The organism is Pseudomonas sp. S2_A02 (assembly GCF_054668495.1).
This window is the reverse complement of sequence record NZ_CP162776.1, coordinates 4466793-4492867: the sequence shown is the minus strand read 5'-3', so window position 1 is coordinate 4492867 and position 26075 is coordinate 4466793. Positions and strand designations below refer to the sequence as shown.

Genomic DNA, 26075 nt, shown 5'->3' with positions numbered 1-26075 from the left:
GGTCTGCACCTGATTCGTATCCTCTGGACCTGTGCATGCCCCTTTGTCTTTCCCGTCGTTGGCACCTTCGCCAACTGATAGCTGCCTCCAGCCTCGTTCTGCTTGTCGCCTGCGCGGAAAAACCCACCGCCGCCGACGCCCAACCGCTTCAGACCCGCACCGTTGCGACGGCCCCTGCGATCATTCCGCCGGTGGTTCCAAACGGTGAGAATCTTGACATCCAGCCAACCCAGACCTTTGCCGAATGGCAAGCGGGGTTTCGTAACGACGCCCTCGCCGCCGGTATTCGCGCCGACCTGTTCGACCGTGCTTTTGCCAATGTCAGCATGGACGACAGCGTGATCCGTGCCGATCGCAGCCAACCAGAATTTACTCGCCCGGTGTGGGAATACCTCGATGGCGCGCTGTCGCCGCTGCGGGTGCGCAAAGGTCAGGCGCTGGTCAGCCAGTACGCCGACATCCTGCAAAGCATCGAACAGCGCTACGGCGTCGACCGCCAGGCTCTGGTTGCGGTGTGGGGCATGGAAAGTAACTTTGGTCAGTTCCAGGGCAACAAGTCGGTGATCAACTCCCTGGCGACCCTGGCTTATGAAGGTCGACGTCCGGGCTTTGCTCACGCACAGCTGATCGCTGCCCTGCAAATCCTGCAACAGGGCGATATCGAACCTGAGAAAATGCTCGGTTCCTGGGCCGGCGCCATGGGCCAGACCCAGTTCATTCCGACCACCTACAATACCCACGCCGTGGACTTCGACGGTGACGGCCGCCGCGACATCTGGAACAGCTCCGCCGATGCACTGGCCTCGACCGCGCACTACCTGCAAAGCTCCGGCTGGCAGAAAGGCCAGCCCTGGGGTTTCGAAGCACAGCTGCCGAGCGACTTCAATTACGCCCTGGCCGATGGCACGATTCGCAAGAGCGTTGCCGAATGGCGACAATTGGGGGTGACCCTGCCCAATGGCGCTCAGGTTCCGGCAGGCTCCGAACACCTGTCGGCCGCCCTGCTGCTGCCAGCAGGCTATCGCGGCCCGGCGTTCCTGATCCTCGATAACTTTCGCGCGATCCTCAAGTACAACAACTCTTCGTCCTACGCCTTGGCCGTGAGTCTGTTGTCCGAGCGTTTCAATGGCGGCGGCTTGATCAGCGGTCTATGGCCAAAAGATGACTTGCCGCTAAGCCGTACCGAGCGAATCGAGCTGCAAAACCTGCTGAGTGCCCAGAACTACGACGCAGGGACCGCCGACGGGATTATCGGCGCCAATACCCGCAAAGCGATCCGCAGCGCCCAGCAGTCGTTTGGCTGGCCGGCGGATGGTTATCCGACGCACAAGTTGCTGGAAGGGTTGCGTAGCCGCTAAAAGCATCGCGGGCAAGCCCGCTCCCACAGGTTCATAGATGATCACAACATTGTGTACACCTTAAAACTTGTGGGAGCGGGCTTGCCCGCGATGACTGACTAACAGGCGACGAACTCTACCGCCTGATCACCACATCCTGCTCCAACACCAACGTCTTTTCCCCCGCATCCAGCCTGATCAGCGCGCCCATCGGCAGCGTCAAATTCGGATCACAATGCCCGCTGCGCCATCCGGACAGCACCGGTATCCGCAAAGAAGTAAAGGTCTGCTTGAGCAACCTCCCCAGCGCAATCGCATCAACCCCTGCCACATCCCCCACCAGAACCCCACGCAGCTTGTGCAGCGTGCCGGCCAGACGCAAATGAGTCAGCAGCCGGTCGATGCGATACAGCGGCTCGTTAATGTCCTCGATGAACAGGATGACGCCCTCGGCATCGATCTCATAAGGCGTGCCCATGGTCGCGGCGATTATCGACAGATTGCCCCCCAGCAAACGTCCGTGAGCGATGCCGGGCTCGATTGTGGTCAACGGCCAGGCCACCGGGTGAGAAAGCACACTGCCCGCCTTCACCTGCCCGCGCAGCATGTTGAAAAACGAGAACTCGGTGGGTTGCTGCTTGTCACCCAGCAGGTCAGCGTTGAGCATCGGGCCATGGAAAGTCACGAACCCGGCATAACGACTGATGGCCGAGTGCAGTGCAGTGACGTCGCTGTAGCCGATAAACGGCTTGGCGTTGTTGCGTAGTAATTCGAAATCGATGCGATCGAGCAAACGCGGCGTACCGTAACCACCACGCAGACAGATGATGGCATCGACCTCGTTGTCGGCGAATGCGCCATGCAAGTCATTGAGCCGCACATCATCGCTGCCGGCCAGGTAGCCATCTTTCTCATAAACACCGGGAAACACCCGCAGCGAATAGCCGCGAGCGCGCATCCAGGCAATGGCTTTATCGGTGTCCAGCGCTGCGGGGCCGGCGGGCGCGATCACGCCGATCAGCCCTGCAGGCGGCAAGGCCGGAACGGGGGCATGAGGACAAAGGGTGTGGGTCGGTCGAGCAGTCATCCATGATTCTCCCTGTGAACGCTTCAGCACACAGTAGTCAGGAACGGGAATAAACAGAAGAGGGTCAGTCGTACTGCGGCTTGCAGGAAAAGGCGATAATGGCCGTAAGCAACGCCAATGAAAACGCCCGCAAGGGTAAAAATCCTTGCGGGCGTTTTCTCACAGCGGGATCAGGACGACATCAGCTCGGCCTTGACCAGTTTCGCCTGCTCGTCGGCGTGGTACGAGGAACGTACCAGCGGGCCGGAAGCGACGTTCTTGAAGCCCATCTTGTAACCTTCCTCGGCGAACCAGGCGAAGGTATCCGGGTGCACGAAACGCTGCACCGGCAAGTGGCTGCGAGACGGTTGCAGGTACTGACCCAGGGTCAGCATGTCGATGTCGTGTTCGCGCATGCGCTTCATGACTTCGATCACTTCTTCGTCGGTTTCGCCCAGGCCCAGCATCAAACCGGACTTGGTCGGAATGTGCGGCATCATCTGCTTGAAGCGTTGCAGCAGGGTCAGCGACCACTGGTAATCCGAACCCGGACGCGCAGCCTTGTACAGGCGCGGCACGGTTTCCAGGTTGTGGTTGAACACATCCGGCGGCTCGGCGGCAGTGATTTCCAGCGCGACGTCCATGCGGCCACGGTAGTCCGGGACCAAAGTCTCGAGCTGAACGTTCGGCGACAGCTTGCGGATTTCGCGGATGCAGTCGGCAAAGTGCTGGGCACCGCCGTCACGCAGGTCGTCGCGGTCTACCGAGGTGATTACGACGTACTTGAGTTTCAGATCGGCGATGGCAATAGCCAGGCTTTCCGGCTCGTTGACGTCCAGTGGCTTCGGACGACCATGGCCAACATCGCAGAACGGGCAGCGACGGGTGCAGATGTCACCCATGATCATGAAGGTCGCGGTGCCGCCGGAGAAGCATTCGCCCAAGTTCGGGCAGGATGCTTCTTCGCACACGCTGTGCAGCTTGTGTTTGCGCAGCAGGGCCTTGATGCGGTCGACTTCCGGGGAAACCGGGATGCGCACGCGAATCCAGTCGGGTTTTTTCGGCAGTTCAGTGGTCGGGATGATCTTCACCGGGATGCGTGCAACCTTCTCGGCGCCGCGCAGCTTGACGCCGGCTTCAACCTTGGCACGCGGGGCCGGACGCTCGGTGACATCGAGCGTCGGGATCATGGTTTGCACTGCATCAGTAGTCATATCAGTCGATTCCGCCCGTTAGGGTCGTCTGCTCAGCATAGTCGAGGTGTTTGACGAGCTGCGCGCGCAGCCGGGCACTTACCTCGGCAAATTCAATCGATCCTGCGTGATCGCGCAGCTGGGTCATTGCCAGCCCGGCGTAGCCGCAGGGATTAATCCGTCGAAACGGTTCCAGGTTCATATCCACGTTCAAGGCCAGGCCATGAAAGGAGCAACCGTGGCGGATCCGCAGACCCAGAGAAGCGATTTTCGCGCCATCGACATAGACACCCGGCGCATCCGGCTTGGCCACCGCGGTCACGCCGTAGCTGGCCAGCAGCTCGATCAGGCATTGCTCCATGCGGCTGACCAGGTCACGCACGCCGAACCCCAGCTTGCGCACGTCCAGCAACAGGTAGGCCACCAATTGGCCGGGACCGTGATAAGTCACCTGACCACCGCGGTCGACCTTCACCACCGGAATATCCCCGGGCAACAGCAGATGCTCAGCCTTGCCGGCCTGGCCTTGGGTGAACACCGGAGGGTGTTCCACCAGCCAGATCTCGTCGGCGGCAGTGGTGCCGCGTTCGTTGGTGAAGCGCTGCATGGCATGCCAGACCGGCTCGTAAGCCATCTGGCCGAGTTCGCGAAAGCCCAGCGTGCCAGACATCACAGCACCATGTGCACGAAACCGGTAGCCCGCAACTCGCTGTTGATGTCGTACAGCTGTTCCTGGCCGGTGGCGATGATGTGCAACTGGATGGTCGTGTATTTGCCGTTGGTACTCTGCCGTTCGGCAAAGGTGTTGTGGTCAACGGTCGCGTGTTTCTCAAGGATCGCGATGATCTTGTCCCTGAAACCCACGCCTGTGTCGCCGATTACCTTGATCGGGTAATCCGCGCAGGGGAATTCGATTTTTGGCGCCTTTACTTCAGTGTCTGTCATGGCGTAACGGCCTCGTAAGCCGTGGCAACGGACATGGCCCCGCTCCGGATTGGAACAGGGCCATGCAGGTCCACACTAATTCAGTTGAACAAGCCGTAGAAGAATAGACGGATGCTATCCCACATGCGGCGGAAGATACCACCCTCGTCGACCGCGTCCAGAGCGATCAGGTCGGCGCTGTGCACCACTTTGTCGTCCAGTTTCACTTCGACTTTACCGATCACATCGCCCTTGGCGATTGGTGCGACCAGTTGCGGGGTCATGGTCATGCTGGCGGCGAGCTTTTTCAGCTGGCCTTTTGGCAGGGTCATGGTCAGGTCTTGAGCCAGGCCGGCCTTGACTTGATTGGTGGTGCCTTTCCAGACAGGTGCCTGAGCCAGCTCGGCGCCTTTCTGATAGAAGGTCTGGGTTTCGAAGAAGCGGAAACCGTAAGTCAGCAGCTTCTGGGTTTCAGCAGCGCGGGCTACATCGCTGTTGGTACCGAACACCACGGCGATCAGGCGCATGCCATCACGTACGGCCGAAGACACCATGCAGTAGCCGGCTTCGTCGGTGTGACCGGTTTTCAGACCGTCGACGGTCTTGTCGCGCCACAGCAGCAGGTTGCGGTTAGGCTGCTTGATGCCGTTCCAGAAGAACTCTTTCTGCGAGTAGATCGCGTAGTGAGCCGGGTCTTCGTGAATGATCGCGCGAGCCAGCACTGCCATGTCGTGAGCCGACGAGTAGTGCTCAGGGTTTGGCAGGCCGGTCGGGTTCATGAAGTGGGTGTTGGTCAAGCCCAGGTCAGCGGCGGTTTTGTTCATCAGGTCGGCGAAGGCGTCTTCGCTGCCGGCGATGTGCTCGGAGAGCGCTACGCTGGCGTCGTTGCCCGACTGGATGATGATGCCATGCAGCAAGTCGTTGACGGTGACCTGCGAGCCGACCTTGATGAACATCCGCGAACCGCCGGTACGCCAGGCGTTTTCGCTGACGGTCACCGGATCGTTCTCGCCGATCTGGCCGCGACGGATTTCCAGGGTCGCGATGTACGCGGTCATCAGCTTGGTCAGGCTGGCCGGCGGCAGACGCTGGTCACCGTTGTTCTCCACCAGCACGTTGCCGCTGCTGGCGTCCATGAGAACGTAGGCTTTGGCGGCCAGTTGCGGTGGCGACGGCATCATCTCGACCGCGAAAGCGGCAGGCGAGAGGAGCAGCGGGACTAGCAGGCACAGGCGTTTGGCAAAGGTGGTGATATTCATCCGTCTCTCGAAATCGCTAATGGAAACTGCCCTAAGGCAAAACTAATCAGACAACTTTCTAAAAAGCTGTCGCGTGTTCAGTTGCTCACTCTGCAACCCTTGCCGGGCTTTTGTTCTTCAACGAGCCAACAACCCGGTTCGCCCCCCAAACTGCAAGCGAACCGTCAATCAACTACTGCGTATTACTCGGCGCTGACCAGGCTCGGCGAACCGAGGTTGGCCAGCCGCACGCTGTTCTGTACCTGCTGGATTTCACCTGGCGAGCCGATTGGCCCCAGGCGCACCCGATGCAGTGTCTGCTGGTTACGCACGATCGAGCTGATGAACACCGGAGCGCTCACCATCCCGCTGAGCTTCGATCTCAGGAGTTCTGCAGCGTCCGGGTTGGCGAACGCGCCCACCTGCAGATACTGGCCAGAGGCTGGTACAGAAGCGTTTTTTTGCATCGATCTGCACGGGCACAACGGCCGCGGCGTGTTGCTGCGGAGGTGGCGTCCATTGCTCGACGGTGCCGGTGGAGGCCGTCACGGTGGGCGCGGCATTTTGCGCCACTTGCGGCTCGTTGAGCATCAACGGCGCCGGACGACCTTTCTGTGCCCACCATTGCTGCGGGTCGATGCCTTCGACCTTGACCCGCGCGGTACCGGTTTCGGCATAGCCGAGCTTCTTGGCCGCTGCATAGGACAAGTCGATGATTCGGTCCGAGTAGAACGGCCCACGGTCATTGACTCGCAGGATCACGCTCTTGTTATTGTCCAGGTTGGTCACCCGAACGTAACTTGGCAGTGGCAAGGTCTTGTGCGCGGCGCTCATGCCGTACAGGTCGTAAACCTCACCATTGGCGGTGTTCTGACCGTGGAACTTGGTGCCATACCAGGACGCAGTGCCCGAGGCCACGTAGGTCTTGGATTCCTGCAACGGGAAGTAAGTCTTGCCCAGCACGGTGTACGGGTTGGCCTTATAAGGACCACTGTGCAGGGTTGGCGTGGCATCCGGGATGCGCGAAACGTCGACGTCCCACCAAGGTGCGCCATCCTTGTGAGCCCGGTTGATATCCAGGCCAGGTGCCGAACGAACGGCGGTCGGAGACTTCTGAGTCGGCGAACGGCTGGTCGAACAACTGGCGACCAGCACCGCCAACGCGGCGAATGCCATGAGCTTCAGGGGTTTATTCATAGGCAATGCCTGCATTACTTGACGCCCCGTGCTTGGACCAGCTGTTCAGACAGTTGATGTACCGCCATGGCGTACATCACGCTGCGGTTATAACGCGTGATCGCATAAAAATTCGTCAGGCCCATCCAGTATTCAGGGCCATTGTCACCTTCCAGGCGAAAAGCCGTGACCGGCATATCATCGCGCAGCGCATCATGACTCGACCAGCCCAGCGCCCGCAACTCCCCGACGGTTTTCGTCGGCTCGATGCCTGCGGTCAAACCCTCGTCTACCTGATCGCCACGCACATCGGCGCGGCTGACCACAGGTTCGCCGGCCACCCAGCCATGACGCTTGAAATAACTGGCGACGCTACCGATGGCATCGTCCGGGTTGTTCCAGATATTAATGTGGCCGTCACCGTCAAAATCCACCGCATAGGCGCGAAAACTGCTCGGCATGAACTGCGGCAAGCCCATGGCCCCGGCGTAGGAGCCTTTGAGGGTCAACGGGTCGACCTGTTCCTCACGAGCCAGCAGCAGGAATTCACGCAATTCCTTGCGGAAGAATTCGGCACGGGGAGGATAGTCGAAACCCAGGGTCGACAAAGCATCGATCACCCGGAAATTGCCGGTATTGCGACCAAAAAAGGTCTCGACGCCGATGATCGAGACGATCACCTGCGCGGGCACGCCGTATTCCTGTTCGGCACGAGCCAGGACCGCTTCGTGCTGACGCCAGAAGTCCACACCACGGGCGATGCGCGCGTCGGTGATGAACATCGGGCGATATTCTTTCCACTGTTTAACCCGTTCGGCGGGCTTGGAGATGGCGTCCAGAATCGATTGCTTGCGCTCGGCTTCGCGGAACACGCCCATCAGCTGTTCACCGGCAAAGCCATAGTCGCGGGTCATTTCACCGACGAACTCGGCCACTTGGGGTGAGCCTTCGTAATCGCCGGCCAACGCTTGCTGCGCGGCACCAAGGATGCTTACCAGGCCGACCCATGGCGCGTATCGAGCCGCCCAGCCACGCATTACTTGCATTGAAATCTTCACCTTATTCAAACCTGTGCGATCCACTTGCGATGGGTATGGATCGACATCAAAACCCCAAACGCTGACAGTAGCGTCACCAGCGAAGTGCCTCCGTAGCTAATGAACGGCAACGGCACCCCCACAACCGGCAACAGGCCACTGACCATACCGATGTTGACGAAAACGTAAACAAAAAACGTCATGGTCAGGCTGCCCGCGAGCAATTTGCCGAACAATGTCTGCGCCTGGGCGGTAATCACCAGTCCACGACCGATCAACAACAGATAAATCAGCAACAGTGCGCAGATGCCTACCAGGCCAAACTCTTCGCCCATTACCGCAATAATGAAGTCGGTGTGGCTTTCCGGCAGGAAGTCCAGGTGCGACTGGGTACCGAGCAGCCAGCCTTTGCCGAACACGCCGCCGGAACCGATGGCCGCTTTCGACTGAATGATGTTCCAGCCCGTACCCAGCGGATCACTCTCGGGGTCGAGGAAGGTGAGGATTCGCTGCTTCTGGTAGTCGTGCATGATGAAGTACCACATGCCGACCGCCACCGGCACAGCCGCGGCAATCACGCTGAGAATCCAGCGCCAGCGCAGGCCGCCCATGAACAGAACGAACGCGCCGCCAGCCAGGATAAGCAGCGAAGTACCGAGGTCGGGCTGACGCACGATCAGAATGAATGGCAACCCGATCAGGAACAGACTGACGCCCACATGCTTGAGCTGCGGCGGCAAGGTGCGCTTGGACAGGTACCAGGCGATGGTCGCCGGCATCAGGATCTTCATGAATTCCGAGGGTTGGAAGCGAATCACCCCGGGAATGTTGATCCAGCGCGTGGCACCCATGGCGTTGTGGCCCATGACATCCACCACCACCAGCAACAGCACGCCAATCACATAACCGATCGGCACCCAGCGGGCCATGAAGCGCGGCTCGAACTGGGCGATGACGATCATCGATACCAGGCCAATGCCGAAGGAAGTGGCTTGCTTGGCCAATAGATCCCAGCTTTTGCCGCTGGCCGAATACAGCACAAACAGACTGCCGGCAGCCAGGGTCAGCAGCAGGATCAGCAATGGACCGTCAATGTGCAGGCGTTGCAACAGCGTTGCGCGGCGACGCATCACATCCTCGCTGGAGAGCATGCGATCGAAATTATTCTTCACGGGCCGTAGCCTCCGCACTGATAGGGCTGGCGTATTCGGCTTTCAGTCGACCATCCTGATCCAGGAGCCAGGCGTCCATGACTTGACGCACCACCGGCGCGGCTACGCCGGAACCGGACTCGCCGTTCTCGACCATCACCGACACCACGATTTGCGGGTTGTCGGCCGGCGCGAAACCGACGAACAAGGCGTGGTCGCGGTGACGCTCCTGAACCTTGGAACGGTCGTACTTCTCGCCCTGCTTGATGGCGACCACCTGAGCCGTACCACTTTTGCCGGCAATCCGGTATTGAGCGCCGATCGATGCCTTGCGCGCCGTACCGCGGGCGCCATGCATAACCTGTTGCATCCCGTGGTTGACCCGGGTCCAGTCCGACGGGTCACGCAGGACAATGTCCGGCATCGGATTTTCATCCTTCGGCCGCTCGCCTTCGACAGTCTTGGCCAGGTGCGGACGGTTCCAGACACCCTTGTTCGCCACCAGCGCCGTAGCCTGGGCCAGTTGCAGGGGTGTTGATTGCATATAGCCCTGTCCAATCCCCAGAATCAGCGTTTCGCCCGGGAACCAGGCCTGACGACGGGTCGCGCGTTTCCACTCCCGGGTTGGCATCAGCCCCGGCGACTCTTCGAACATATCCAGGGAAACCTTCTGGCCGATGCCGAACTTGCCCAGGTAGCTCGACAGCCGATCGATCCCCAGCTTGTGGGCCAGGTCATAGAAGTAGGTGTCGTTGGACCGCATGATCGCCGTGTCCAGATCAACATAGCCGTCGCCGGTACGGTTCCAGTTGCGGTATTTGTGATCGTAGTTGGGCAGTTGGTAGTAACCAGGGTCGTAGACCCGGGTCGATGCGGTGACCACGCCCGAATCCAGGCCGGCAATCGCCACCGCCGGCTTGATGGTCGAGCCCGGCGGGTACAGACCGCGCAACACGCGGTTGAACAGTGGCCGGTCGATGGAATCGCGCAACTCGGAATAGGCTTTGAAACTGATGCCGGTGACGAACAGGTTCGGGTCGAAACTCGGCTGGCTGACCATCGCCAGCACTTCGCCGGTTTTCGGGTCCAGCGCCACCACCGCGCCACGGCGACCGCCGAGTGCAGCTTCGGCGGCCTCCTGCAATTTGATGTCCAGGCTCAGGACGATGTCCTTGCCGGAAATCGGTTCGGTACGTTTGAGTACCCGCAGCACGCGGCCGCGGGCGTTGGTCTCGACTTCTTCGTAACCGACCTGACCGTGCAATTCGGGCTCGTAGAAGCGCTCGATGCCAGTTTTGCCAATTTGATGGGTGCCGCTGTAACTCACCGGATCGAGCGACTTCAGCTCTTTCTCGTTGATCCGCCCCATGTATCCCACCGAGTGCGCAAAGTGCGCGCCCTGCGGATAGTGACGAACCAGCTGCGCGACCACTTCCACGCCCGGCAGACGAAACTGGTTCACCGCGATGCGGGCGATCTGTTCTTCGGTCAGCTCGAACAGGATTGGCACCGGCTCAAACGGTCGGCGCCCCTGACGCATGCGCTTCTCGAAGATCACCCGATCCTCGGGCGTCAGCTCCAGCACCTCAACGATCACATCGAGCACTTGTTGCCAGTCGCCGGAGCGTTCACGGGTCATGCTCAGGCTGAAGCTGGGCCGATTGTCGGCCACCACCACGCCATTGCGGTCAAAGATCAACCCGCGAGTCGGCGGAATCGGCTGCACATGGACGCGGTTGTTTTCCGACAGGGTCGAGTGGTACTCGTACTGGATCACCTGAAGGAAATACAACCGCGCGATCAGCACGCCAATCAGCGTCACCACCGCAATGGCCCCGAACACGACGCGGCCACGCACCAGACGGGCGTCTTTTTCGTGGTCCTTGATGCGGATCGGCTGGGACATGAGGGCAGAACTACTTGTGGTAAGGGTGGCCGGACAACACTGTCCAGGCACGATACAGCTGTTCGCCGATCAGAATCCGCACCAGTGGGTGCGGCAACGTCAACGGTGATAACGACCAGCGTTGATCCGCCCGGGCACAGACTTCCGGCGCCAGCCCCTCGGGGCCGCCGACCATGAAATTCACCGTGCGCGAGTCCAGCCGCCAGCGATCGAGTTCGACCGCCAGTTGCTCGGTACTCCAGGGCTTGCCGTGGACTTCGAGGGTGACAATGCGCTCATTCGGCCCGACCTTGGCCAGCATGGCTTCGCCTTCCTGACGGATGAAGCGCGCCACGTCGGCGTTCTTGCCGCGGGTGTTGAGCGGAATTTCCACCAGTTCCAGCGCCAGCTCGGACGGAAGACGCTTGGCATATTCCTGCCAGCCTTCTTCCACCCATTTGGGCATGCGTGAACCGACGGCGATCAGTCGCAGTCGCACAGCGGTCCCTTATTGCTGGTCTTTGTTGAGCTTGATGAAATGCTCATGGGTGTTTTCCGGGCTGTGATGCGCGGCGCTGCCGGCACGGCTCTGCTCGGCACCCTGCCACAAACGCTCCAGGTCATAGAACTGGCGAGCGCTGGCAGTCATCATGTGCACGATGACGTCGTCCATGTCCAGCAACACCCAGTCGCTGTCGCCCTTGCCTTCTTCACCCAACGGCTTGACGCCCTGGGCCTTGACCGCCTCGCGGACCTTATCCAGCATCGCGCCGATCTGGCGGTTGGACGTACCGGTAGCGATGATCATGAAGTCAGTGATGCTCTGCTTTTCACGAACGTCGATCACCAGAACATCCTGGGCTTTGACGTCTTCCAGGGCTGCTACGGCAACCTTGACCAGCTCTTCGCCACGCAGCTCCGGCCCGGTTGGCGCCTCTACTGGCAGTGGGGCGCTCTTGAACGTGCCCTTGCGCTTTACTTTGCTTACGTCTTTGTCAGTCATATAAAACTCGTTTAGCTCGTATGTTCGGGCGCTTCGCTACACGCATTCACGTGCCTTGAAGCGCACCCTTTTTCAGTTCGACGCACGGTAAAGCCCGTGCGCATCGATGTAGGCCAGGACCGCGTCGGGCACCAGGAAACGTACCGACTTACCGCTGGCCAGCAGTTGACGGATCTGGGTGGCGGATACCGCGAGCGGCGTCTGCCAGACGAATGCAATCTGTCCGCTCGGCCCTTTGAGGGCCAGCGGGTCGCTCACCGAGCGCGCTGCCAGCAGGTTGCGCAAGGCATCCGGCGGTTCGCTGTCGGCATCCGGGCGTTGCAGCACCAGGATGTGGCAATGCTGGAGCAACTCTTCCCAGCGGTGCCAAGTGGGCAGGCCGCAAAATGCGTCCCAGCCCAAAAGTAGAAAAACCTGGTCTGGGACGGCCAATTCGGCGCGCATCAGTTCCAGGGTGTCGATGGTGTAGGACGGTTTGTCCCGCTGCAACTCACGGGCGTCCACCACCAACGGTGGCACACCGGCCACCGCGCACTTGACCATCGCCAGACGGTCCTTCGCCGACACCTGCGGCGTGCCCCGATGAGGCGGCCTGGCACTGGGTGTCAGACGCAACTCGTCGAGCGCCAGCGATTCGGCGACTTCCAGCGCACCGCGCAAATGGCCGATGTGCACCGGGTCGAAGGTCCCGCCCAGTACGCCAATGCGTCGAGGCTGCGGCGCGCTGGCGGTCACTTGGGCTGACGGGTCGAAGTCGCCCAAGTCAGACCGACTCCTGGCCGCGCAACTGCCCGTCACCGACCACGATGTACTTCTCGCAGGTCAGACCTTCGAGGCCCACCGGACCGCGGGCGTGCAGCTTATCAGTAGAAATGCCAATCTCGGCACCCAATCCGTATTCGAAGCCATCGGCGAAGCACGTCGGGGTGTTGATCATCACCGAAGACGAATCGACTTCAGCCACGAAACGCCGGGTGTCAGCCAGGTTTTCGCTGACGATCGAATCGGTGTGATGGGAGCCGTACTTGTTAATGTGCTCGATGGCCTGATCCAGCCCGTCGACCACGCGGATCGAGAGGATCGGCGCCAGGTATTCGGTGTGCCAGTCCTCGATGGTGGCCGCAACGGCCTCGATGATCGCCCGGGTACGCTCGCAACCACGCAGCTCGACGCCTTTTTCGCGGAACTGGGCAGCCATCGATGGCAGGAACTCCTTGGCGACGGACTGATCGACCAGCAAGGTTTCCATGGCGCCACAGATACCATAACGGTAAGTCTTGGCGTTGAACGCAATGCGCTGGGCCTTCGGCAGATCGGCGTGGGCACTGACGTAGACGTGACAGATGCCGTCCAGGTGCTTGATGACTGGCACGCGGGCATCGCGGCTGACCCGTTCGATCAGGCCTCGGCCACCACGGGGCACGATAACGTCGACGTATTCCGGCATGGTGATCAGCGCGCCAACGGCGGCACGGTCGGTGGTTTCAACCACTTGCACCACGGCGGCAGGCAGACCAGCCTCGGCCAGGCCACGTTGGATGCACGCGGCAATCGCACGGTTGGAATGAATCGCCTCGGAGCCGCCACGCAGGATGGTGGCGTTGCCGGACTTCAGGCACAGGCTGGCGGCATCGATGGTCACATTCGGTCGAGATTCGTAGATGATCCCGATCACGCCCAATGGCACGCGCATCTTGCCGACCTGGATGCCAGAAGGGCGATAACTCATGTCGCGGATCGCACCCACCGGGTCCGGCAGTGCCGCGACCTGGCGTAAACCGACGATCATGCCGTCGATGCGTTCCGGAGTCAGTGCCAGGCGTTCCAGCAGAGCAGGCTCGAGTCCATTGGCGCGGCCGGCAGCCAAATCCAGTTCATTGGCTGCCGTCAGCTCGGCGCGCGCAGCGTCCAGCGCAGTGGCAGCCGCCTGCAAGGCGCGGTTTTTCTGCGCGGTGCTGGCACGGCCGATCACGCGGGAAGCTTCGCGGGCGGCGCGACCCAAACGGGTCATGTAGTCAAGAACGGACTCAGTCATGGTCTGCAATGGTCTTTGCTAAGGTCTTGGTAAAGAGTAAAGCGGCAGATTATAGCTGTCGCGTCCCGGGACTAACAGCGGTGACAGGCGGATGGTCGAAATGGAGCGCAATTTGCCGACGTTCAGCCGTGATTAAGCTGCATATTGTTATCATCACGACTCAATCAGCCCTGATAAACGCTGTTCATCATGACCAACCTGCCTGCTTCTGCATCCACTACGCGCCAGCCCAAGGGGTTGCCGGATGCATTTTTCGACCGCGATGCCCAAACGCTGGCCCGGGATTTACTGGGCAAAATCATCCGTCATCGGGTTGGCGACCTTTGGCTCAGCGCCCGGATCATCGAGACCGAAGCCTATTACTGCGAAGAAAAAGGCAGCCACGCCTCCTTGGGCTACACAGAAAAGCGTAAAGCTTTGTTTCTGGATGGCGGCCACATCTATATGTATTACGCCCGCGGCGGCGATTCCCTGAACTTCAGTGCCCAAGGGCCGGGCAATGCGGTATTGATCAAATCCGCCTATCCATGGGTTGATGAATTGAGCGGGCCGGCAAGCCTGGCGCAAATGCTTTTGAACAATCCCGATGCCCAGGGCCGCCCTCGTCCCTCGCAAAAGCTGTGTGCCGGGCAGACATTGCTCTGCAAGGCGCTGGGTCTGAAGGTGCCGGTCTGGGATGCCAAGCGCTTCGACCATGAAGTGCTGCTGGTGGAAGATGTCGGGCCCGCGCCCGGCCATATCATCCAGACCACACGCCTGGGCATTCCCCACGGGCGCGACGAACACTTGATGTACCGCTTTATTGATGCGGCTTACGCACTTTACTGCACGCGCAACCCGCTGCGCCGAGGGCAAGTCGAAGGTCGAGATTATTTTTTGTTGTCCTGAGACGTGCCCGGGCTACAGGTAAACGAGAATCCCTGTGGGAGCGGGCTTGCCCGCGATAGGGCCCTACCGGTCGACATTAATGCTGACTGTCCCGGCGCCATCGCGGGCAAGCCCGCTCCCACAGGGTTTTATGATGTTGTTGAAATTGTGTTCGCCCACCAAGGGCTAATTGAATCAGATGGAGTTGTTTTTATGGGCCCATGGCTCGATAGCGTGACCGGTTGGTTGACGGTCAATCCACAATGGCTGGCCGCGGCAGTGTTCGTAGTGGCTTGTATGGAATGCCTGGCGATTGTCGGATTGATCGTGCCCGGCACGGTGTTGCTGTTTGCCGTGACGGTGCTGGCCGGCAGTGGCGCGCTGTCATTGGGTGAAACGCTATTGATGGGCTTTCTCGGCGGCGTGCTGGGCGACATCGTTTCGTATTTTTTAGGGCGACATTTCCACCAGAACATCCGGCGCCTGCCGGGGTTGCGCCATCATCCGGAATGGATGGCCGGGGCCGAGGCTTATTTCCAGCGTTATGGCATCGCCAGCCTGTTGGTCGGACGCTTTATCGGCCCGCTGCGGCCAATGTTGCCAATGGTCGCCGGGATGTGCGACATGCCATTCCCGCGCTTCGCCGTCGTCAGCCTGTTGGCTGCCGCAGGCTGGAGCCTCGCCTATCTCCTGCCGGGCTGGGCCACCGGGGCGGCGATCCGCTTGCCATTGCCGGAAGGTTTCTGGCTTGAAGCCGGGATTGTCGCCGGCAGCATTGCGGTGATGGTCGGCCTGAGCGCAAACAGCAGCCTGCGCCGCCATCGCCGGGCGACCATTTGGATCAGCAGCATGAGCCTGTTGATCCTGATCGGCTTGTTCATCGGCTACCCGCACCTGACCGCCGTCGACCAAGGATTGATGACCTTGATACAGGAACACCGCAGCCCGGTGCTCGATGAAGTGGCGGTGGTGTTCACGTTGATTGGCGAATTCCGCAACATGCTTATGCTCAGCGCCCTGCTGACAGTCTTACTGTTGCTGACACGACAATGGCGACACGCGATCTTCGCTGGCGGCACCCTGCTGTTCACCGCGCTGGGCAACACTGCGACCAAACACTTTTTCGCCCGTGTGCGCCCGGAAGTGCTGAGTGATCCACTGACCAGCTACAGCATGCCCAGCGGCCACGCCTCAGGCTCTTTCGCGCTGTTCTTGACACTCGCTGTGCTTGCCGGTCGCGGACAACCACCGCGCATGCGCCTGACCTGGTTATTGGTGGGCTGCTTGCCGGCGCTGACGATTGCCCTGTCACGGGTGTACCTGGGCGCGCACTGGCCCACCGATGTACTGGCCGGCGCAATGCTGGCGGCGTGCGTGTGCGCGGCTAGCCTATGGCTGACTCAACGCCAGACTCCGCTCAACGCCATGCCGCCGAAAATATGGTGGCTGGTGTTGCCATCGTTGGTGGCATTGTTCGGTTTCTTTGCGTTGAGGCACATGCCGCATGCGATGTTGAGATACGCGTACTGAAGTCCGAACGCGGCCCGAGCCTTCGGCAGCGCCTACAGGGTGTACGCCAATTTAATGTAGGAGCTGCCGCAGGCTGCGATCTTCTAGCGGACGTCAGGCAAACAACTCGCCCTGCAACTCATTCAGCAACGCCTGAATCGCATCCAGCCGCTGCTGCGGATCATCAAGTTGCAGCAGGTCTATCTTGTCCACCTCGGCAAACGGCAACAGATACGCCAACTGGTTGGCCAGCGACTGTTGCCCTGTCGCTTCGGTGCCCATGCTCAGCGCTTCGACCATCGGGTGTTCCGCCAAAGCCTTGAGCAGCGCGACCAGATCGGCGTCCTCATCCTGTAGCGGTTGCTCGGGCTCGTCTTCCAGCCACTCGACTTCGGCGACGATCAACTGGTTGCGCTGCACCTCGGTGCGCACAACCTGAAAACGCCGCCCGCCCTTCACCCGAATGCCCAGCAGGCCGTTGTCCTGCTGATGGAAATCGGTGATCAGCGCCTCGCACCCCACCCGTGCGTAACCTTCGGGGGCGATGCCGACTTCTTCACCGTCGAGAATGCACACTACGCCGAAGCCGCCGCCCTGTTTCATGCAGCGACCGATCATGTCCAGGTAGCGCGCCTCGAAGATCTGCAAGTCGAGGATGCAGTCCGGAAACAGCACCGTGTTCAGCGGAAAAAGCGGCAGACTCATAGACATTTCCTTTACACAACCATCGACACTGCCAGCGGCAGGAACACCGCCGTGGCCACACCCATCAGACTCATCGCCAGCGCCGCGAAAGCACCGCATTCTTCACTTTCCTGCATCGCCACCGCAGTGCCGACCGCATGCGCCGTCATGCCCAGCGCCATACCGCGCGCCTCAGGACTGTGGACACCAAGCCTTGTCAAAAGACTCGGCCCGAAGATCGCCCCGATCACCCCGGTAATCAACACGAACACCGCCGCCAGCGCCGCGACGCCACCGATCTGCTCCGCCACCAGCATGGCAATCGGCGAGGTGACCGATTTGGGTGCCATGGTCATCAGGATCATGTGTTCGGCGCCGAACCACCAGCCCAGCAATACGCCCATGCCCGTGGCGACCACGCCTCCTATCACCAGCGTAGTAAATATCGGCCAGAATAACTGCCGGATCCGCCGCAGGTTGAGGTACAGCGGCACCGCCAGCGCAACAGTGGCCGGCCCGAGCAAGATGCTGAGGATCTCGGTGCTCTTGCGATATTCGGTATAGCTCAGGCCGCACCCCACCAGTACACCGATGACCAGCAACATGGAGACCAGCACCGGTTGCAGAAAGATCCAGCGGGTTTTCTCGAAGGCCGCCAGTACCAACTGATACGCACCCAGCGTCACGCCAATGCCGAACAACGGATGATGAATCACCGACGCCCAGGCGCCGTGCCAATCGAGCATCATTGGCCGTCCTCAGGATGGGCATGGTGCTTGACCATGCGCTGCATCAGCACGCCGGCAAAGGCCATGGACAACAGCAACGACAACACCAATGCGCCAGTGATCGCCCAGAAATCCGCGGCAATGTCGGCGGCGTAAACCATCACCCCCACCGCCGGCGGCACCAGCAGCAATGGCAGATAACGCAACAAGCTGCTGGCCGCAAGGCTCAGCGGCTCGCCGACTTGACCGCGGATAATCAGATATCCCAGCAGCAACAACAGGCCCACGATCGGCCCCGGCAGCACCGGCAAAAACAGATGGTTGAGGGCGGTGCCGAGCAATTGAAAAAGCACCAGCCAGGTCAGGCCACGTAACAACATCCATCATCTCCCACGTGCTCTCCCCACAAAGAAGGGGCCCGACATTATAAGCACGCTAACGCTATGAATCGGCATTCGCCAAAAGCATGGTTAGTTGACCGGAACAATTTGTCATGTTGATCTAAAGTGGTTCGCAAGGGAGGTCATCCCACCCGCTCGAAAATCCAATAAAACCGATGAACCCAAGGAGAGTCTCAATGCCCTATGTACCAGTTGCGGAGCTCAAAGATTATGTCGGCAAGGAACTCGGACGTTCCCAGTGGCTCACCATCGATCAGGAACGCATCAACCTGTTCGCCGAAGCCACAGGCGATTATCAGTTCATCCATGTCGACCCGGTCAAAGCTGCGCAAACACCTTTTGGCAGCACCATTGCCCATGGTTTCCTGTCGTTGTCGCTGATCCCCAAACTGATGGAAGACATCCTCATCCTGCCAGAAGGCGCGAAGATGGTGGTCAACTACGGTCTGGATAGCGTGCGTTTCATCCAGCCTGTGAAGGTCAATTCCAGGGTTCGACTCAAGGTCGACATGAACGAGGTCATCGAGAAGAAACCCGGCCAATGGCTACTCAAGGCCACCGCCACGCTTGAAATCGAAGGGTCGGACAAACCGGCGTATATCGCCGAGCCACTGTCCCTCTGCTTCGTGTAAAGCATCCCGGATGCGAAGCAGCTCACGCTGTTTCGCGCCGTCTCTCTGCCGTGTCCCTATAAATGCGACACATAGCTGCGTCATACTCCGTCGCCTAATTGCCCGGATCCCGCTATGCGCCCACTTGCACTCCTTGCCCTGACCCTGTTGCTCACCGCTTGCGGCGACGGCGAATCGCTGTTGCCCCCCGATGCCCGCCTGCCGGACGGCGGACGCTATCGCGGTAGTCTGGTCAATGGTTTGCTGCAAGGTGAAGGCCGTATCGATTACCCGAACGGCAGCTGGTACGCCGGCCAGTTCGACAAAGGCCAATGGCATGGCCAGGGCGAATGGCATGGCAGCAACGGCGAGGTCTATCGCGGGCAATTCCAGCAAGGGCTATTCGACGGCCAAGGCACGCTGACCACCACTGGCAGCAGCTATACCGGTGGTTTCAAGGCGGGTCGACGCGAGGGTGAAGGTACCCTCAAAGAAAATGCCATGACCTACCGCGGCGAATTCAAGGCCGATCAATATTCAGGGCTCGGTCGTCTTGAACTCGAAGACGGCAGCCAGTACCAGGGTCAATTCGCCCACGGCAAACCCAACGGCGAGGGCCAGCGCAGCGATGCCAGTGGCAATCAGTTCACCGGGCATTTCGCTGACGGCCAACTAGAAGGCAACGGCACCTTCAACAGCGCCGATGGCGATATCTATGTCGGCGGTTTCAAGAACAATCAACTGCACGGCAAGGGTCGCTACGAAAACGCCGATGGCGATGTCTGGCTGGGTCAGTTCAAAGAAGGCGTGCTCAGCGGCAAAGGCGAGTTGATCGGCGCCGACGGCAGTCATTATATCGGCCAGTTCAGCGACTGGCGTTTTACCGGCCAGGGCCGTTTGAACCTGGCCGATGGCAGTTTCTATGTCGGCCAGTTCGATGGCGACAATTATCAAGGCCAAGGCACTTTGGTGCTGACCGATGGCACGGTGCAGAGCGGCATCTGGGTCAATAGTCAACGCGTGCGCGACGCCGACGGCAAGCTGCTGCCCGACCCTCTCGAACTCGGCTTGCTGGCTCAGGGTCGCTTACTCGACGATGCACTGGCCAACGTCCCGGCCTCGACCCCGGCGGTCGAACTGTACACCTTGACCTTGGGTGGTGATGGCAAGCAGAGCGTGTTCCTGCGCGAGTCCGACTACGTCGCCAACATGCTCGCCAGCCGGTTCGGCGCCTTTGGCCAGATCCGCCTGGTCAATCATCGCGACCACCTCGGCGACCGGCCGATGGCCACCCGGGAAAACCTGCGCCGCGCCGCCCTGACCCTGGCAGAGCGCAGTGGCCCGGAAGACTTGCTGTTCATTTACCTGACCAGCCATGGTTCGAGCGAACATGAACTGGTGCTCGACCAGCCACGCATGGAATTGGCCGACCTGCCGGCCGACGAACTCGCCGCCGTCCTCGCGCCCCTGAAGAAGCGCGACAAGATCATTGTGATTTCGTCTTGCTATTCCGGCGGTTTCATCCCCGCCCTCAAGGATGAACGCACCCTGATCATGACCGCCTCGCGCGCCGATCGAGTATCCTTCGGGTGTTCGGAGGAAGCCAACTTCACGTATTTCGGCGACGCGCTGTTCGCCCAGGCGTTGAACCAGACCGACGATCTGGAACAAGCCTTCAAACTGGCCAGCGCCACCGTGGCCGAGCGTGAACTGGCCGACAGCTTCGAAGCTTCCGAGCCACAGATCTGGGCGCCGAAAACCGTTCTCAGCCACTGGCAACTGTTGCGCAAACAACAGGCACGAAAGGCACTGCAAAGTGTCTCTATCAGCAAGGATGAAAAGAGCAACTAAGCTGAATAGTATCAAGGGGGAATAATTATGTACTTGACGCCTCAGCATGTATTGCTTGCCGGAGCCACCGGTTTAACCGGTGAACATTTGCTTGACCGTCTACTCAACGAGCCAACGATTACACGCGTATTGGCCCCCTCACGCCGGCCGTTGGCCGAGCATCCACACCTGGAAAACCCGGTCGGCGACCCGGCGGTGTTTTTGCCGCAATTGAACGGTCGCGTCGACATTGCCTACTGCTGCCTGGGCACCACAATCAAGCAGGCCGGCTCCGAGGAAGCGTTTCGCGCGGTGGACCTGGACATGGTCGTGGCTTTCGCCAAACGTGCACGGGAAATGGGCGCACGACACTTGATCGTGGTCAGCGCCTTGGGGGCCGATCGCAGATCCTCGATTTTCTACAACCGGGTCAAAGGCGAGATGGAACACGCATTGCGCGCACAGAATTGGCCGCAGCTGACCATTTGCCGACCTTCGCTGCTGTTGGGCGATCGCGTCGAGCCGCGACTGGCCGAGCGAGTCGCCGGTCCATTATCGAAATTGATTCCGGGCAAATACCACGGCATCGAAGCCTGCCAATTGGCCCGCGCCATGTGGCGCCTGGCACTGGAAGAGCAGGATGGCGTGCGGATTGTCGAGTCGGATGAGTTGCGCAAACTCGGCAAATAATTCCCTACAAAGATCGTTCCCACGCTCCGCGTGGGAATGCCTCAATGGACGCTCTGCGTCCGCTTTGGGACGCAGAGCGTCCCGGGCTGCATTCCCACGCAGAGCGTGGGAACGATCAGTTAGAGACCACCAGTCGCTTGAAAACTTACGCCAATCACCGTCAACAACGACAGCGGCAACAGCAACGTGTCGAGCAACGCACTGGCCGGCAGGTCAATACCCGGATAACTCGGCGCTTCTGCGCCAAATCGATCCATGGCACAGCAACCGCCGTTCATTGCATACAAATCCAGGCGCGTTCCCGAATACACCACCGGCGCTCCAGGCTTGGCGGCATCGAGTGTGCGCGCCGTGGCGCAGCCCGCCAATTGCAATGCCAGCAGAATGATCAGCAGCTTATTCATCGCTGCTCAAATGGTGTTCACCCCAGCGCGGCAACATGTCTTGCGGAATGTTCAGCAGATTGAGAATTCGCGCCACGACGAAGTCGATCAAGTCATCGATGGTCTGCGGCTGGTGATAGAAGCCCGGCGACGCCGGCAGAATGGTCACGCCCATGTTCGACAGCTTGAGCATGTTCTCCAGATGAATGCTCGAATACGGCGCCTCGCGCGGTACCAGAATCAGCTGGCGGCGCTCCTTCAAGGTCACATCGGCGGCCCGTTCGATCAAGTTGTTGCAGGCCCCGGTCGCGATAGCCGACAAGGTCCCGGTGGAACACGGCACCACCACCATCGCCGCTGGCGAGCCAGAGCCCGAAGCCACCGGCGACATCCAGTCTTCCTTGCCATACACCCGAATCTGCCCGGCAGCAGCGCCGGTGTATTCAGTGAGGAAGGCCTGCATCATTTGCGGCTTGGACGGCAGCGAGACATCGGTCTCGGTGGCCATCACCAGTTGCGCGGCCTTGGAAATCAGGAAGTGCACCTCGCGGTCTTCGCGCACCAGGCAGTCAAGCAGGCGCAAGCCGTACTGGGCGCCCGAAGCGCCGGTCATCGCCAGCGTGATGCGTTCCGGGCCGTTGTTCATTGCAGCGCCTCGGCCAGCTTGCCGTGCAGGCCGCCGAAGCCGCCGTTGCTCATGATCACCACGTGAGTGCCGGGCTGAGCCTGACTCTTCACGCGCTCGATGATGCCTTCCAGCGAATCGCTGACGATCGACGGCACGGTGCACAACGCGGCGATGGCGCCCAGATCCCAACCGAGGTTGGCCGGCGAATACCAGATCACCTGATCGGCATCGACCACGCTTTCCGGCAAGCCATCGCGGTGAGCACCGAGCTTCATGGAGTTGGAGCGCGGCTCGATGATCGCGATCAATGGCGCGTCGCCAATGCGTTTGCGCAGACCGTCAAGGGTGGTGGCGATGGCGGTCGGGTGGTGAGCGAAATCGTCGTAAATGGTGATGCCACGGACTTCCGCGACTTTCTCCATCCGGCGCTTCACGCTTTTGAACGCGCTCAGCGCAGCGATGCCCATCGATGGCACTACGCCGACGTGACGCGCAGCGGCCAAGGTGGCCAATGCGTTGGCGACGTTGTGCTGACCGGTCATGTCCCACTCAACCACGCCTTGAACGGCGCCTTCGAACATCACTTCGAATTTCGAGCCGTCTTCACTGAGCAGTTTGACTTGCCACTGACCGCCGGCACCGGTGGTTTGCACCGGAGTCCAGCAGCCCATTTCGATCACGCGCAGCAATGCCGGCTCGGTGGTCGGATGGATCACCAGGCCTTCGCTCGGGATGGTCCGCACCAAGTGGTGAAACTGACGCTCGATGGCCGGCAGATCGGGGAAGATGTCGGCATGATCGAACTCAAGGTTGTTCAGGATCGCCGTGCGCGGGCGGTAGTGAACGAACTTGGAGCGCTTGTCGAAGAACGCACTGTCGTATTCGTCGGCTTCGATCACGAAGAACGGAGTGCCGCCCAGACGCGCTGACACCGAGAAATTCTGTGGCACGCCGCCGATCAGGAAACCCGGGCTCATGCCGGCGTGTTCCAGGACCCAGGCAAGCATGCTGCTGGTGGTGGTTTTGCCGTGAGTGCCGGCAACCGCCAGCACCCAGCGACCTTGCAATACATGATCGGCCAGCCATTGCGGGCCCGAGACGTACGGCAGGCCTTTGTTCAGCACGTATTCAACGGCCGGGTTGCCACGGGACATGGCATTGCCGATCACCACCAGGTCCGGGGCCGGATCGAGCTGCGCCGGGTCGTAACCTTGGGTCAACTCAATGCCCTGGGCTTGCAGCTGAGTGCTCATCGGTGGATAGACGTTGGCATCGGAGCCCGTCACGTGATGGCCCAGCTCTTTGGCCAGAACCGCCATCGAACCCATGAAAGTGCCGCAAATACCAAGAATATGAATGTGCATAGTCGACCTCGTAAAACATGGCCGCAGGTTAGCGTAGGGAGGGGAAAATCGCACTCTTTAGCTGTAACCACGCTCGTTCCCACGCTCTGCGTGGGAATGCAGCAAGGGACGCTCTGCGTCCCAAAAGCGGACGCAGAGCGTCCGGGGAGGCATTCCCACGCAGAGCGTGGGAACGATCAGTCACAACCTAGCGGGCGATACCGTGTTTGCGCAGCTTTCTGTAGAGGGTATTGCGGCTGACGCCCAGCTGTTCTGCCGTGTGCGTCATGTGCCAGCGCTGCTGCTCCAGCACCGTCAGCAACGCCAGCCGCTCGGCATCGTCCAGCGGATACTCGGACGGTTCTTCAACCGCCGACGCCGGTATCGGCCGGGCCTGGCGAATCATTGCCGGCAAATCCTCCAGCCCGATCCGACCACCGTCACACAGCGCCGTCAGGGTTCGCAGCACATTGCGCAACTGCCGCACATTCCCCGGCCAGGCAAAATCCAGCAAAGCCTGCCGCGCCGGCCCGTCGATCAATACCGTCTCTCCGCCCGCCTCTTCGGCCAGCAAAAAGTCGAGCAACTGTGATTTGTCAGCGCGCTCACGCAGCGCCGGCAATGCGACCTCCAACCCGTTGAGCCGGTAATACAAATCCTCGCGAAAGCTGCCGTCCTGCACCCGTTCAAGCAGATTTCGGTGGGTGGCGCTGATGATCCGCACATTGACCGATTCCGGCTCACCGCCAATCGGCACCACCTGACGGTCTTCCAGCACCCTTAATAGACGGGTCTGCATGCTCAGCGGCATGTCACCGATTTCATCGAGGAACAACGTCCCGCCATCGGCCTGCTGCAACTTGCCGCGCATGCCTTCCTTGCGGGCACCGGTGAAGCTGCCGCCGCGATAGCCGAACAGTTCGCTTTCGATCAGGCTTTCGGGAATCGCCGCGCAATTGAGGGCGACGAAAGATTTTGCTGCCCGCTGACTGGCCTGATGCACGGCTTTGGCGAAGGCCTCCTTGCCTGAGCCGGTTTCGCCGTTGATCAGCAATGGCACATCCCGTTCAAACACGCGCAAGGCCTTGCGGAAATCCTCCTGCAGCGCGGCATCGCCCAGGCAAATGCCTGACAAGCGCGGACGCTCGGCAACCATCGGGCTTTGCACCACCGGCACCGGAATACTGCGCGGCTGCCCGCGCAATACGGCAAACAACCGCCGCCCGTCACGGGTGCGCAATGGCCAACTGGCGCTGGCACCAGGGCTCGCGCGGCCGAGCAACTCATCCAGCGAGCAGTCGAAAAACGCCTCCACCGGTTTGCCCAACAGCCCACCACGAATATGCCCGAGCAAATTCAATGCGCTCTGGTTGACCGCACTGATCCGCCCTTCCCCGTCGAACGCCAGCAACCCTTCGCTGAACAGCCCGACAGATTCGGCCTGCAGGTGAAAACGCAGCAACCATTGATTGTCGAAGTAACGCAGGAAATAGCAGCTCTCGATCATCTTCGCCGACAGATTGACCAGGGCCATGGTGTGGAACTGGCTCTGCCGCGAAACCTCATGACGCGCCGAAGACACGTCGAGCACTGCCAGCAGTTCGCCGTGAGGATCAAATACCGGGCTCGCCGAGCAAGTCAGGCCGGTATGACGGCCACGAAAATGTTCGTCTTGATGGATGGTCAGGGACTGACGCTCCACCAGGCAGGTGCCGATGCCATTGGTGCCTTCGCAGGCTTCGCTCCAGTCGGCGCCGAGCCAAAGGCCGGCGCGCTCGAAAATCTTCCGTTCGGCGGGCGCGGTGACGCAGTTGAGGATCACCCCGCGGGCGTCAGTCAGCAGCACCGCGTGGCCGGCACCGGAAAGTTGCTGGTGGAGGCTGGTCATTTCGTTGCCGGCGATCTGCAGCACTTGCTGCAAGCGTTCGCGGCTTTCCAGCACGCGGCCATGCTCCAGCACCGTCGGCGCCATGGTCAGGGCCGGGTCGAGGTGATAGTCCTCAAGACAACGCAGCCAGGAACGGGCAATGGATGGATCGCTGCCGGGACCGTGCAGGTGGGATTTACCCTGGGTCACGGTCAGCACTTGCTGGGCATGGCGACTCAAATGGTTGTCGTGCATTTCTTATTATTCTCCCCGATAGCTGTGCTGCCCCCATTAAGAGGCTGGCACACACCTTGTGGCGAGGGAGCTTTGCTCCCGCTCGAGTGCGAAGCGCTCGCCAAAAATCATGACCGGCAGACATTTTGGGGCTGCTTCGCAGCCCAGCGGGAGCAAGCTCCCTCGCCACACAAGCCCCCTCGCCACAGAGGATTACCTGTGTAGCAATTTGAGGCCCAGCATCCTCCAGCCATC

At 60.4% G+C, this 26075-nt stretch carries 25 protein-coding genes and 1 pseudogene; 6 read left to right on the top strand and 20 right to left on the bottom strand.

Going from position 1 to position 26075, the window contains the following annotated elements; all coding sequences use genetic code 11:
- Nucleotides 1-35: 35 nt before the first annotated feature.
- Entirely contained in the window at nucleotides 36-1358 is a 1323-nt protein-coding gene (locus AB4O41_RS20555) for a lytic murein transglycosylase (protein ID WP_460144443.1), read from the top strand.
- Nucleotides 1359-1473: 115 nt separating this feature from the next.
- Here AB4O41_RS20555 and AB4O41_RS20550 read toward each other — a convergent pair whose 3' ends face one another.
- From AB4O41_RS20550 to AB4O41_RS20490, 13 genes and pseudogenes are all read right to left on the bottom strand, one after another.
- Entirely contained in the window at nucleotides 1474-2424 is a 951-nt protein-coding gene (locus AB4O41_RS20550; RefSeq protein ID WP_460144442.1) for a S66 peptidase family protein, read from the bottom strand.
- 170 nt (nucleotides 2425-2594) lie between these two features.
- A complete protein-coding gene (gene lipA / locus AB4O41_RS20545; RefSeq protein ID WP_007946663.1) occupies nucleotides 2595-3617 on the bottom strand; it encodes a lipoyl synthase in 1023 nt (340 codons plus the stop codon).
- Nucleotide 3618: 1 nt separating this feature from the next.
- The gene (lipB, locus tag AB4O41_RS20540) at nucleotides 3619-4266 is read right to left on the bottom strand and encodes a lipoyl(octanoyl) transferase LipB (protein ID WP_460144441.1); all 648 of its coding nucleotides are present in this window, start codon (nucleotides 4264-4266) and stop codon (nucleotides 3619-3621) included.
- Nucleotides 4266-4541: a DUF493 domain-containing protein gene (locus AB4O41_RS20535; protein WP_052967109.1), complete on the bottom strand. Its 276-nt coding sequence runs from the start codon at nucleotides 4539-4541 to the stop codon at nucleotides 4266-4268. The genes lipB and AB4O41_RS20535 overlap by 1 nt, the downstream gene beginning before the upstream one ends.
- Nucleotides 4542-4621: 80 nt before the next feature.
- Complete coding sequence (locus tag AB4O41_RS20530) at nucleotides 4622-5779, bottom strand: D-alanyl-D-alanine carboxypeptidase family protein (protein WP_460144440.1); 1158 nt, start codon at nucleotides 5777-5779, stop codon at nucleotides 4622-4624.
- Nucleotides 5780-5961: 182 nt separating this feature from the next.
- Nucleotides 5962-6970, bottom strand: a pseudogene (locus AB4O41_RS20525) (septal ring lytic transglycosylase RlpA family protein).
- Complete coding sequence (gene mltB, locus AB4O41_RS20520; protein WP_460144439.1) at nucleotides 6970-7980, bottom strand: lytic murein transglycosylase B; 1011 nt, start codon at nucleotides 7978-7980, stop codon at nucleotides 6970-6972. The pseudogene AB4O41_RS20525 and the gene mltB overlap by 1 nt, the downstream one beginning before the upstream one ends.
- Nucleotides 7981-7997: 17 nt before the next feature.
- Nucleotides 7998-9101 (bottom strand): rod shape-determining protein RodA, encoded by a 1104-nt coding sequence (gene rodA, locus AB4O41_RS20515; protein ID WP_460148389.1) that lies wholly within the window; start codon nucleotides 9099-9101, stop codon nucleotides 7998-8000.
- A 31-nt stretch (nucleotides 9102-9132) separates the two neighbouring features.
- Nucleotides 9133-11028, bottom strand: a complete 1896-nt coding sequence (gene mrdA / locus AB4O41_RS20510) for a penicillin-binding protein 2 (RefSeq protein ID WP_460144438.1) — start codon at nucleotides 11026-11028, stop codon at nucleotides 9133-9135.
- Nucleotides 11029-11038: 10 nt separating this feature from the next.
- Complete coding sequence (gene rlmH / locus AB4O41_RS20505; RefSeq protein ID WP_460144437.1) at nucleotides 11039-11506, bottom strand: 23S rRNA (pseudouridine(1915)-N(3))-methyltransferase RlmH; 468 nt, start codon at nucleotides 11504-11506, stop codon at nucleotides 11039-11041.
- 9 nt (nucleotides 11507-11515) lie between these two features.
- Entirely contained in the window at nucleotides 11516-12010 is a 495-nt protein-coding gene (rsfS, locus tag AB4O41_RS20500; RefSeq protein WP_367373085.1) for a ribosome silencing factor, read from the bottom strand.
- Nucleotides 12011-12082: 72 nt separating this feature from the next.
- On the bottom strand, nucleotides 12083-12772 hold the full coding sequence (gene nadD / locus AB4O41_RS20495; protein WP_460144436.1) for a nicotinate-nucleotide adenylyltransferase: 690 nt from the start codon (nucleotides 12770-12772) through the stop codon (nucleotides 12083-12085).
- 1 nt (nucleotide 12773) lies between these two features.
- The gene (locus AB4O41_RS20490) at nucleotides 12774-14045 is read right to left on the bottom strand and encodes a glutamate-5-semialdehyde dehydrogenase (protein ID WP_460144435.1); all 1272 of its coding nucleotides are present in this window, start codon (nucleotides 14043-14045) and stop codon (nucleotides 12774-12776) included.
- 189 nt (nucleotides 14046-14234) lie between these two features.
- On the opposite strand from AB4O41_RS20490, the gene AB4O41_RS20485 reads away from it, so the two are divergent.
- Both AB4O41_RS20485 and AB4O41_RS20480 read left to right on the top strand, forming a co-directional pair.
- Nucleotides 14235-14933 carry a DNA-3-methyladenine glycosylase gene (locus AB4O41_RS20485; RefSeq protein ID WP_460144434.1) on the top strand — a complete coding sequence of 233 codons (699 nt, stop codon included), beginning with the start codon at nucleotides 14235-14237 and terminating at the stop codon, nucleotides 14931-14933.
- A gap of 192 nt (nucleotides 14934-15125) precedes the next feature.
- The gene (locus tag AB4O41_RS20480) at nucleotides 15126-16442 is read left to right on the top strand and encodes a bifunctional DedA family/phosphatase PAP2 family protein (protein ID WP_460144433.1); all 1317 of its coding nucleotides are present in this window, start codon (nucleotides 15126-15128) and stop codon (nucleotides 16440-16442) included.
- A 93-nt stretch (nucleotides 16443-16535) separates the two neighbouring features.
- Here the strand turns inward: AB4O41_RS20480 and AB4O41_RS20475 are convergent, their stop codons facing one another.
- The 3 genes from AB4O41_RS20475 to AB4O41_RS20465 are packed head-to-tail and all read right to left on the bottom strand — an operon-like array spanning nucleotide 16536 to nucleotide 18213.
- Nucleotides 16536-17126: an LON peptidase substrate-binding domain-containing protein gene (locus tag AB4O41_RS20475; protein WP_460144432.1), complete on the bottom strand. Its 591-nt coding sequence runs from the start codon at nucleotides 17124-17126 to the stop codon at nucleotides 16536-16538.
- 11 nt (nucleotides 17127-17137) lie between these two features.
- Nucleotides 17138-17854, bottom strand: coding sequence for an LrgB family protein (locus tag AB4O41_RS20470; RefSeq protein ID WP_460144431.1), 717 nt, complete (start codon nucleotides 17852-17854; stop codon nucleotides 17138-17140).
- The gene (locus AB4O41_RS20465) at nucleotides 17851-18213 is read right to left on the bottom strand and encodes a CidA/LrgA family protein (protein ID WP_123359084.1); all 363 of its coding nucleotides are present in this window, start codon (nucleotides 18211-18213) and stop codon (nucleotides 17851-17853) included. The genes AB4O41_RS20470 and AB4O41_RS20465 overlap by 4 nt, the downstream gene beginning before the upstream one ends.
- Before the next feature lie 197 nt (nucleotides 18214-18410).
- Here AB4O41_RS20465 and AB4O41_RS20460 point away from each other — a divergent pair, with 197 nt between their 5' ends.
- The 3 genes from AB4O41_RS20460 (at nucleotide 18411) to AB4O41_RS20450 (ending at nucleotide 21365) form a co-directional block, all read left to right on the top strand.
- Nucleotides 18411-18866, top strand: a complete 456-nt coding sequence (locus AB4O41_RS20460; protein ID WP_052967098.1) for a MaoC family dehydratase — start codon at nucleotides 18411-18413, stop codon at nucleotides 18864-18866.
- A gap of 114 nt (nucleotides 18867-18980) precedes the next feature.
- Entirely contained in the window at nucleotides 18981-20696 is a 1716-nt protein-coding gene (locus AB4O41_RS20455) for a C13 family peptidase (RefSeq protein WP_460144430.1), read from the top strand.
- 27 nt (nucleotides 20697-20723) lie between these two features.
- On the top strand, nucleotides 20724-21365 hold the full coding sequence (locus AB4O41_RS20450; protein WP_460144429.1) for an oxidoreductase: 642 nt from the start codon (nucleotides 20724-20726) through the stop codon (nucleotides 21363-21365).
- Nucleotides 21366-21484: 119 nt separating this feature from the next.
- Here the strand turns inward: AB4O41_RS20450 and AB4O41_RS20445 are convergent, their stop codons facing one another.
- The 4 genes from AB4O41_RS20445 to AB4O41_RS20430 form a co-directional block, all read right to left on the bottom strand.
- Nucleotides 21485-21769, bottom strand: coding sequence for a YceK/YidQ family lipoprotein (locus AB4O41_RS20445; RefSeq protein WP_367373094.1), 285 nt, complete (start codon nucleotides 21767-21769; stop codon nucleotides 21485-21487).
- Nucleotides 21762-22394 carry a flavin prenyltransferase UbiX gene (gene ubiX, locus AB4O41_RS20440; RefSeq protein ID WP_030129554.1) on the bottom strand — a complete coding sequence of 211 codons (633 nt, stop codon included), beginning with the start codon at nucleotides 22392-22394 and terminating at the stop codon, nucleotides 21762-21764. The genes AB4O41_RS20445 and ubiX overlap by 8 nt, the downstream gene beginning before the upstream one ends.
- A complete protein-coding gene (mpl, locus tag AB4O41_RS20435; RefSeq protein WP_460144428.1) occupies nucleotides 22391-23740 on the bottom strand; it encodes a UDP-N-acetylmuramate:L-alanyl-gamma-D-glutamyl-meso-diaminopimelate ligase in 1350 nt (449 codons plus the stop codon). Before mpl ends, ubiX begins: the two co-directional genes overlap by 4 nt.
- Before the next feature lie 187 nt (nucleotides 23741-23927).
- On the bottom strand, nucleotides 23928-25841 hold the full coding sequence (locus AB4O41_RS20430; RefSeq protein ID WP_460144427.1) for a sigma-54-dependent Fis family transcriptional regulator: 1914 nt from the start codon (nucleotides 25839-25841) through the stop codon (nucleotides 23928-23930).
- Nucleotides 25842-26075: the final 234 nt, after the last annotated feature.

What these genes read in the sequence shown, in the direction of transcription:
- AB4O41_RS20555 (WP_460144443.1), top strand. Translation starts at nt 36, where the DNA reads ATGCCCCTTTGTCTTTCCCGTCGTTGGCACCTTCGCCAACTGATAGCT.
- ubiX (WP_030129554.1), bottom strand. Translation starts at nt 22,394, where the DNA reads ATGAACAACGGCCCGGAACGCATCACGCTGGCGATGACCGGCGCTTCG.
- AB4O41_RS20450 (WP_460144429.1), top strand. Translation starts at nt 20,724, where the DNA reads ATGTACTTGACGCCTCAGCATGTATTGCTTGCCGGAGCCACCGGTTTA.
- AB4O41_RS20445 (WP_367373094.1), bottom strand. Translation starts at nt 21,769, where the DNA reads ATGAATAAGCTGCTGATCATTCTGCTGGCATTGCAATTGGCGGGCTGC.
- rodA (WP_460148389.1), bottom strand. Translation starts at nt 9,101, where the DNA reads ATGCGTCGCCGCGCAACGCTGTTGCAACGCCTGCACATTGACGGTCCA.
- mrdA (WP_460144438.1), bottom strand. Translation starts at nt 11,028, where the DNA reads ATGTCCCAGCCGATCCGCATCAAGGACCACGAAAAAGACGCCCGTCTG.
- AB4O41_RS20430 (WP_460144427.1), bottom strand. Translation starts at nt 25,841, where the DNA reads ATGCACGACAACCATTTGAGTCGCCATGCCCAGCAAGTGCTGACCGTG.
- AB4O41_RS20480 (WP_460144433.1), top strand. Translation starts at nt 15,126, where the DNA reads ATGGGCCCATGGCTCGATAGCGTGACCGGTTGGTTGACGGTCAATCCA.
- AB4O41_RS20455 (WP_460144430.1), top strand. Translation starts at nt 18,981, where the DNA reads ATGCGCCCACTTGCACTCCTTGCCCTGACCCTGTTGCTCACCGCTTGC.
- AB4O41_RS20530 (WP_460144440.1), bottom strand. Translation starts at nt 5,779, where the DNA reads ATGAATATCACCACCTTTGCCAAACGCCTGTGCCTGCTAGTCCCGCTG.
- lipA (WP_007946663.1), bottom strand. Translation starts at nt 3,617, where the DNA reads ATGACTACTGATGCAGTGCAAACCATGATCCCGACGCTCGATGTCACC.
- mpl (WP_460144428.1), bottom strand. Translation starts at nt 23,740, where the DNA reads ATGCACATTCATATTCTTGGTATTTGCGGCACTTTCATGGGTTCGATG.
- lipB (WP_460144441.1), bottom strand. Translation starts at nt 4,266, where the DNA reads ATGTCTGGCACGCTGGGCTTTCGCGAACTCGGCCAGATGGCTTACGAG.
- AB4O41_RS20550 (WP_460144442.1), bottom strand. Translation starts at nt 2,424, where the DNA reads ATGACTGCTCGACCGACCCACACCCTTTGTCCTCATGCCCCCGTTCCG.
- AB4O41_RS20465 (WP_123359084.1), bottom strand. Translation starts at nt 18,213, where the DNA reads ATGTTGTTACGTGGCCTGACCTGGCTGGTGCTTTTTCAATTGCTCGGC.
- AB4O41_RS20460 (WP_052967098.1), top strand. Translation starts at nt 18,411, where the DNA reads ATGCCCTATGTACCAGTTGCGGAGCTCAAAGATTATGTCGGCAAGGAA.
- AB4O41_RS20475 (WP_460144432.1), bottom strand. Translation starts at nt 17,126, where the DNA reads ATGAGTCTGCCGCTTTTTCCGCTGAACACGGTGCTGTTTCCGGACTGC.
- AB4O41_RS20485 (WP_460144434.1), top strand. Translation starts at nt 14,235, where the DNA reads ATGACCAACCTGCCTGCTTCTGCATCCACTACGCGCCAGCCCAAGGGG.
- AB4O41_RS20535 (WP_052967109.1), bottom strand. Translation starts at nt 4,541, where the DNA reads ATGACAGACACTGAAGTAAAGGCGCCAAAAATCGAATTCCCCTGCGCG.
- mltB (WP_460144439.1), bottom strand. Translation starts at nt 7,980, where the DNA reads ATGCAAGTAATGCGTGGCTGGGCGGCTCGATACGCGCCATGGGTCGGC.
- AB4O41_RS20470 (WP_460144431.1), bottom strand. Translation starts at nt 17,854, where the DNA reads ATGATGCTCGATTGGCACGGCGCCTGGGCGTCGGTGATTCATCATCCG.
- rsfS (WP_367373085.1), bottom strand. Translation starts at nt 12,010, where the DNA reads ATGACTGACAAAGACGTAAGCAAAGTAAAGCGCAAGGGCACGTTCAAG.
- AB4O41_RS20490 (WP_460144435.1), bottom strand. Translation starts at nt 14,045, where the DNA reads ATGACTGAGTCCGTTCTTGACTACATGACCCGTTTGGGTCGCGCCGCC.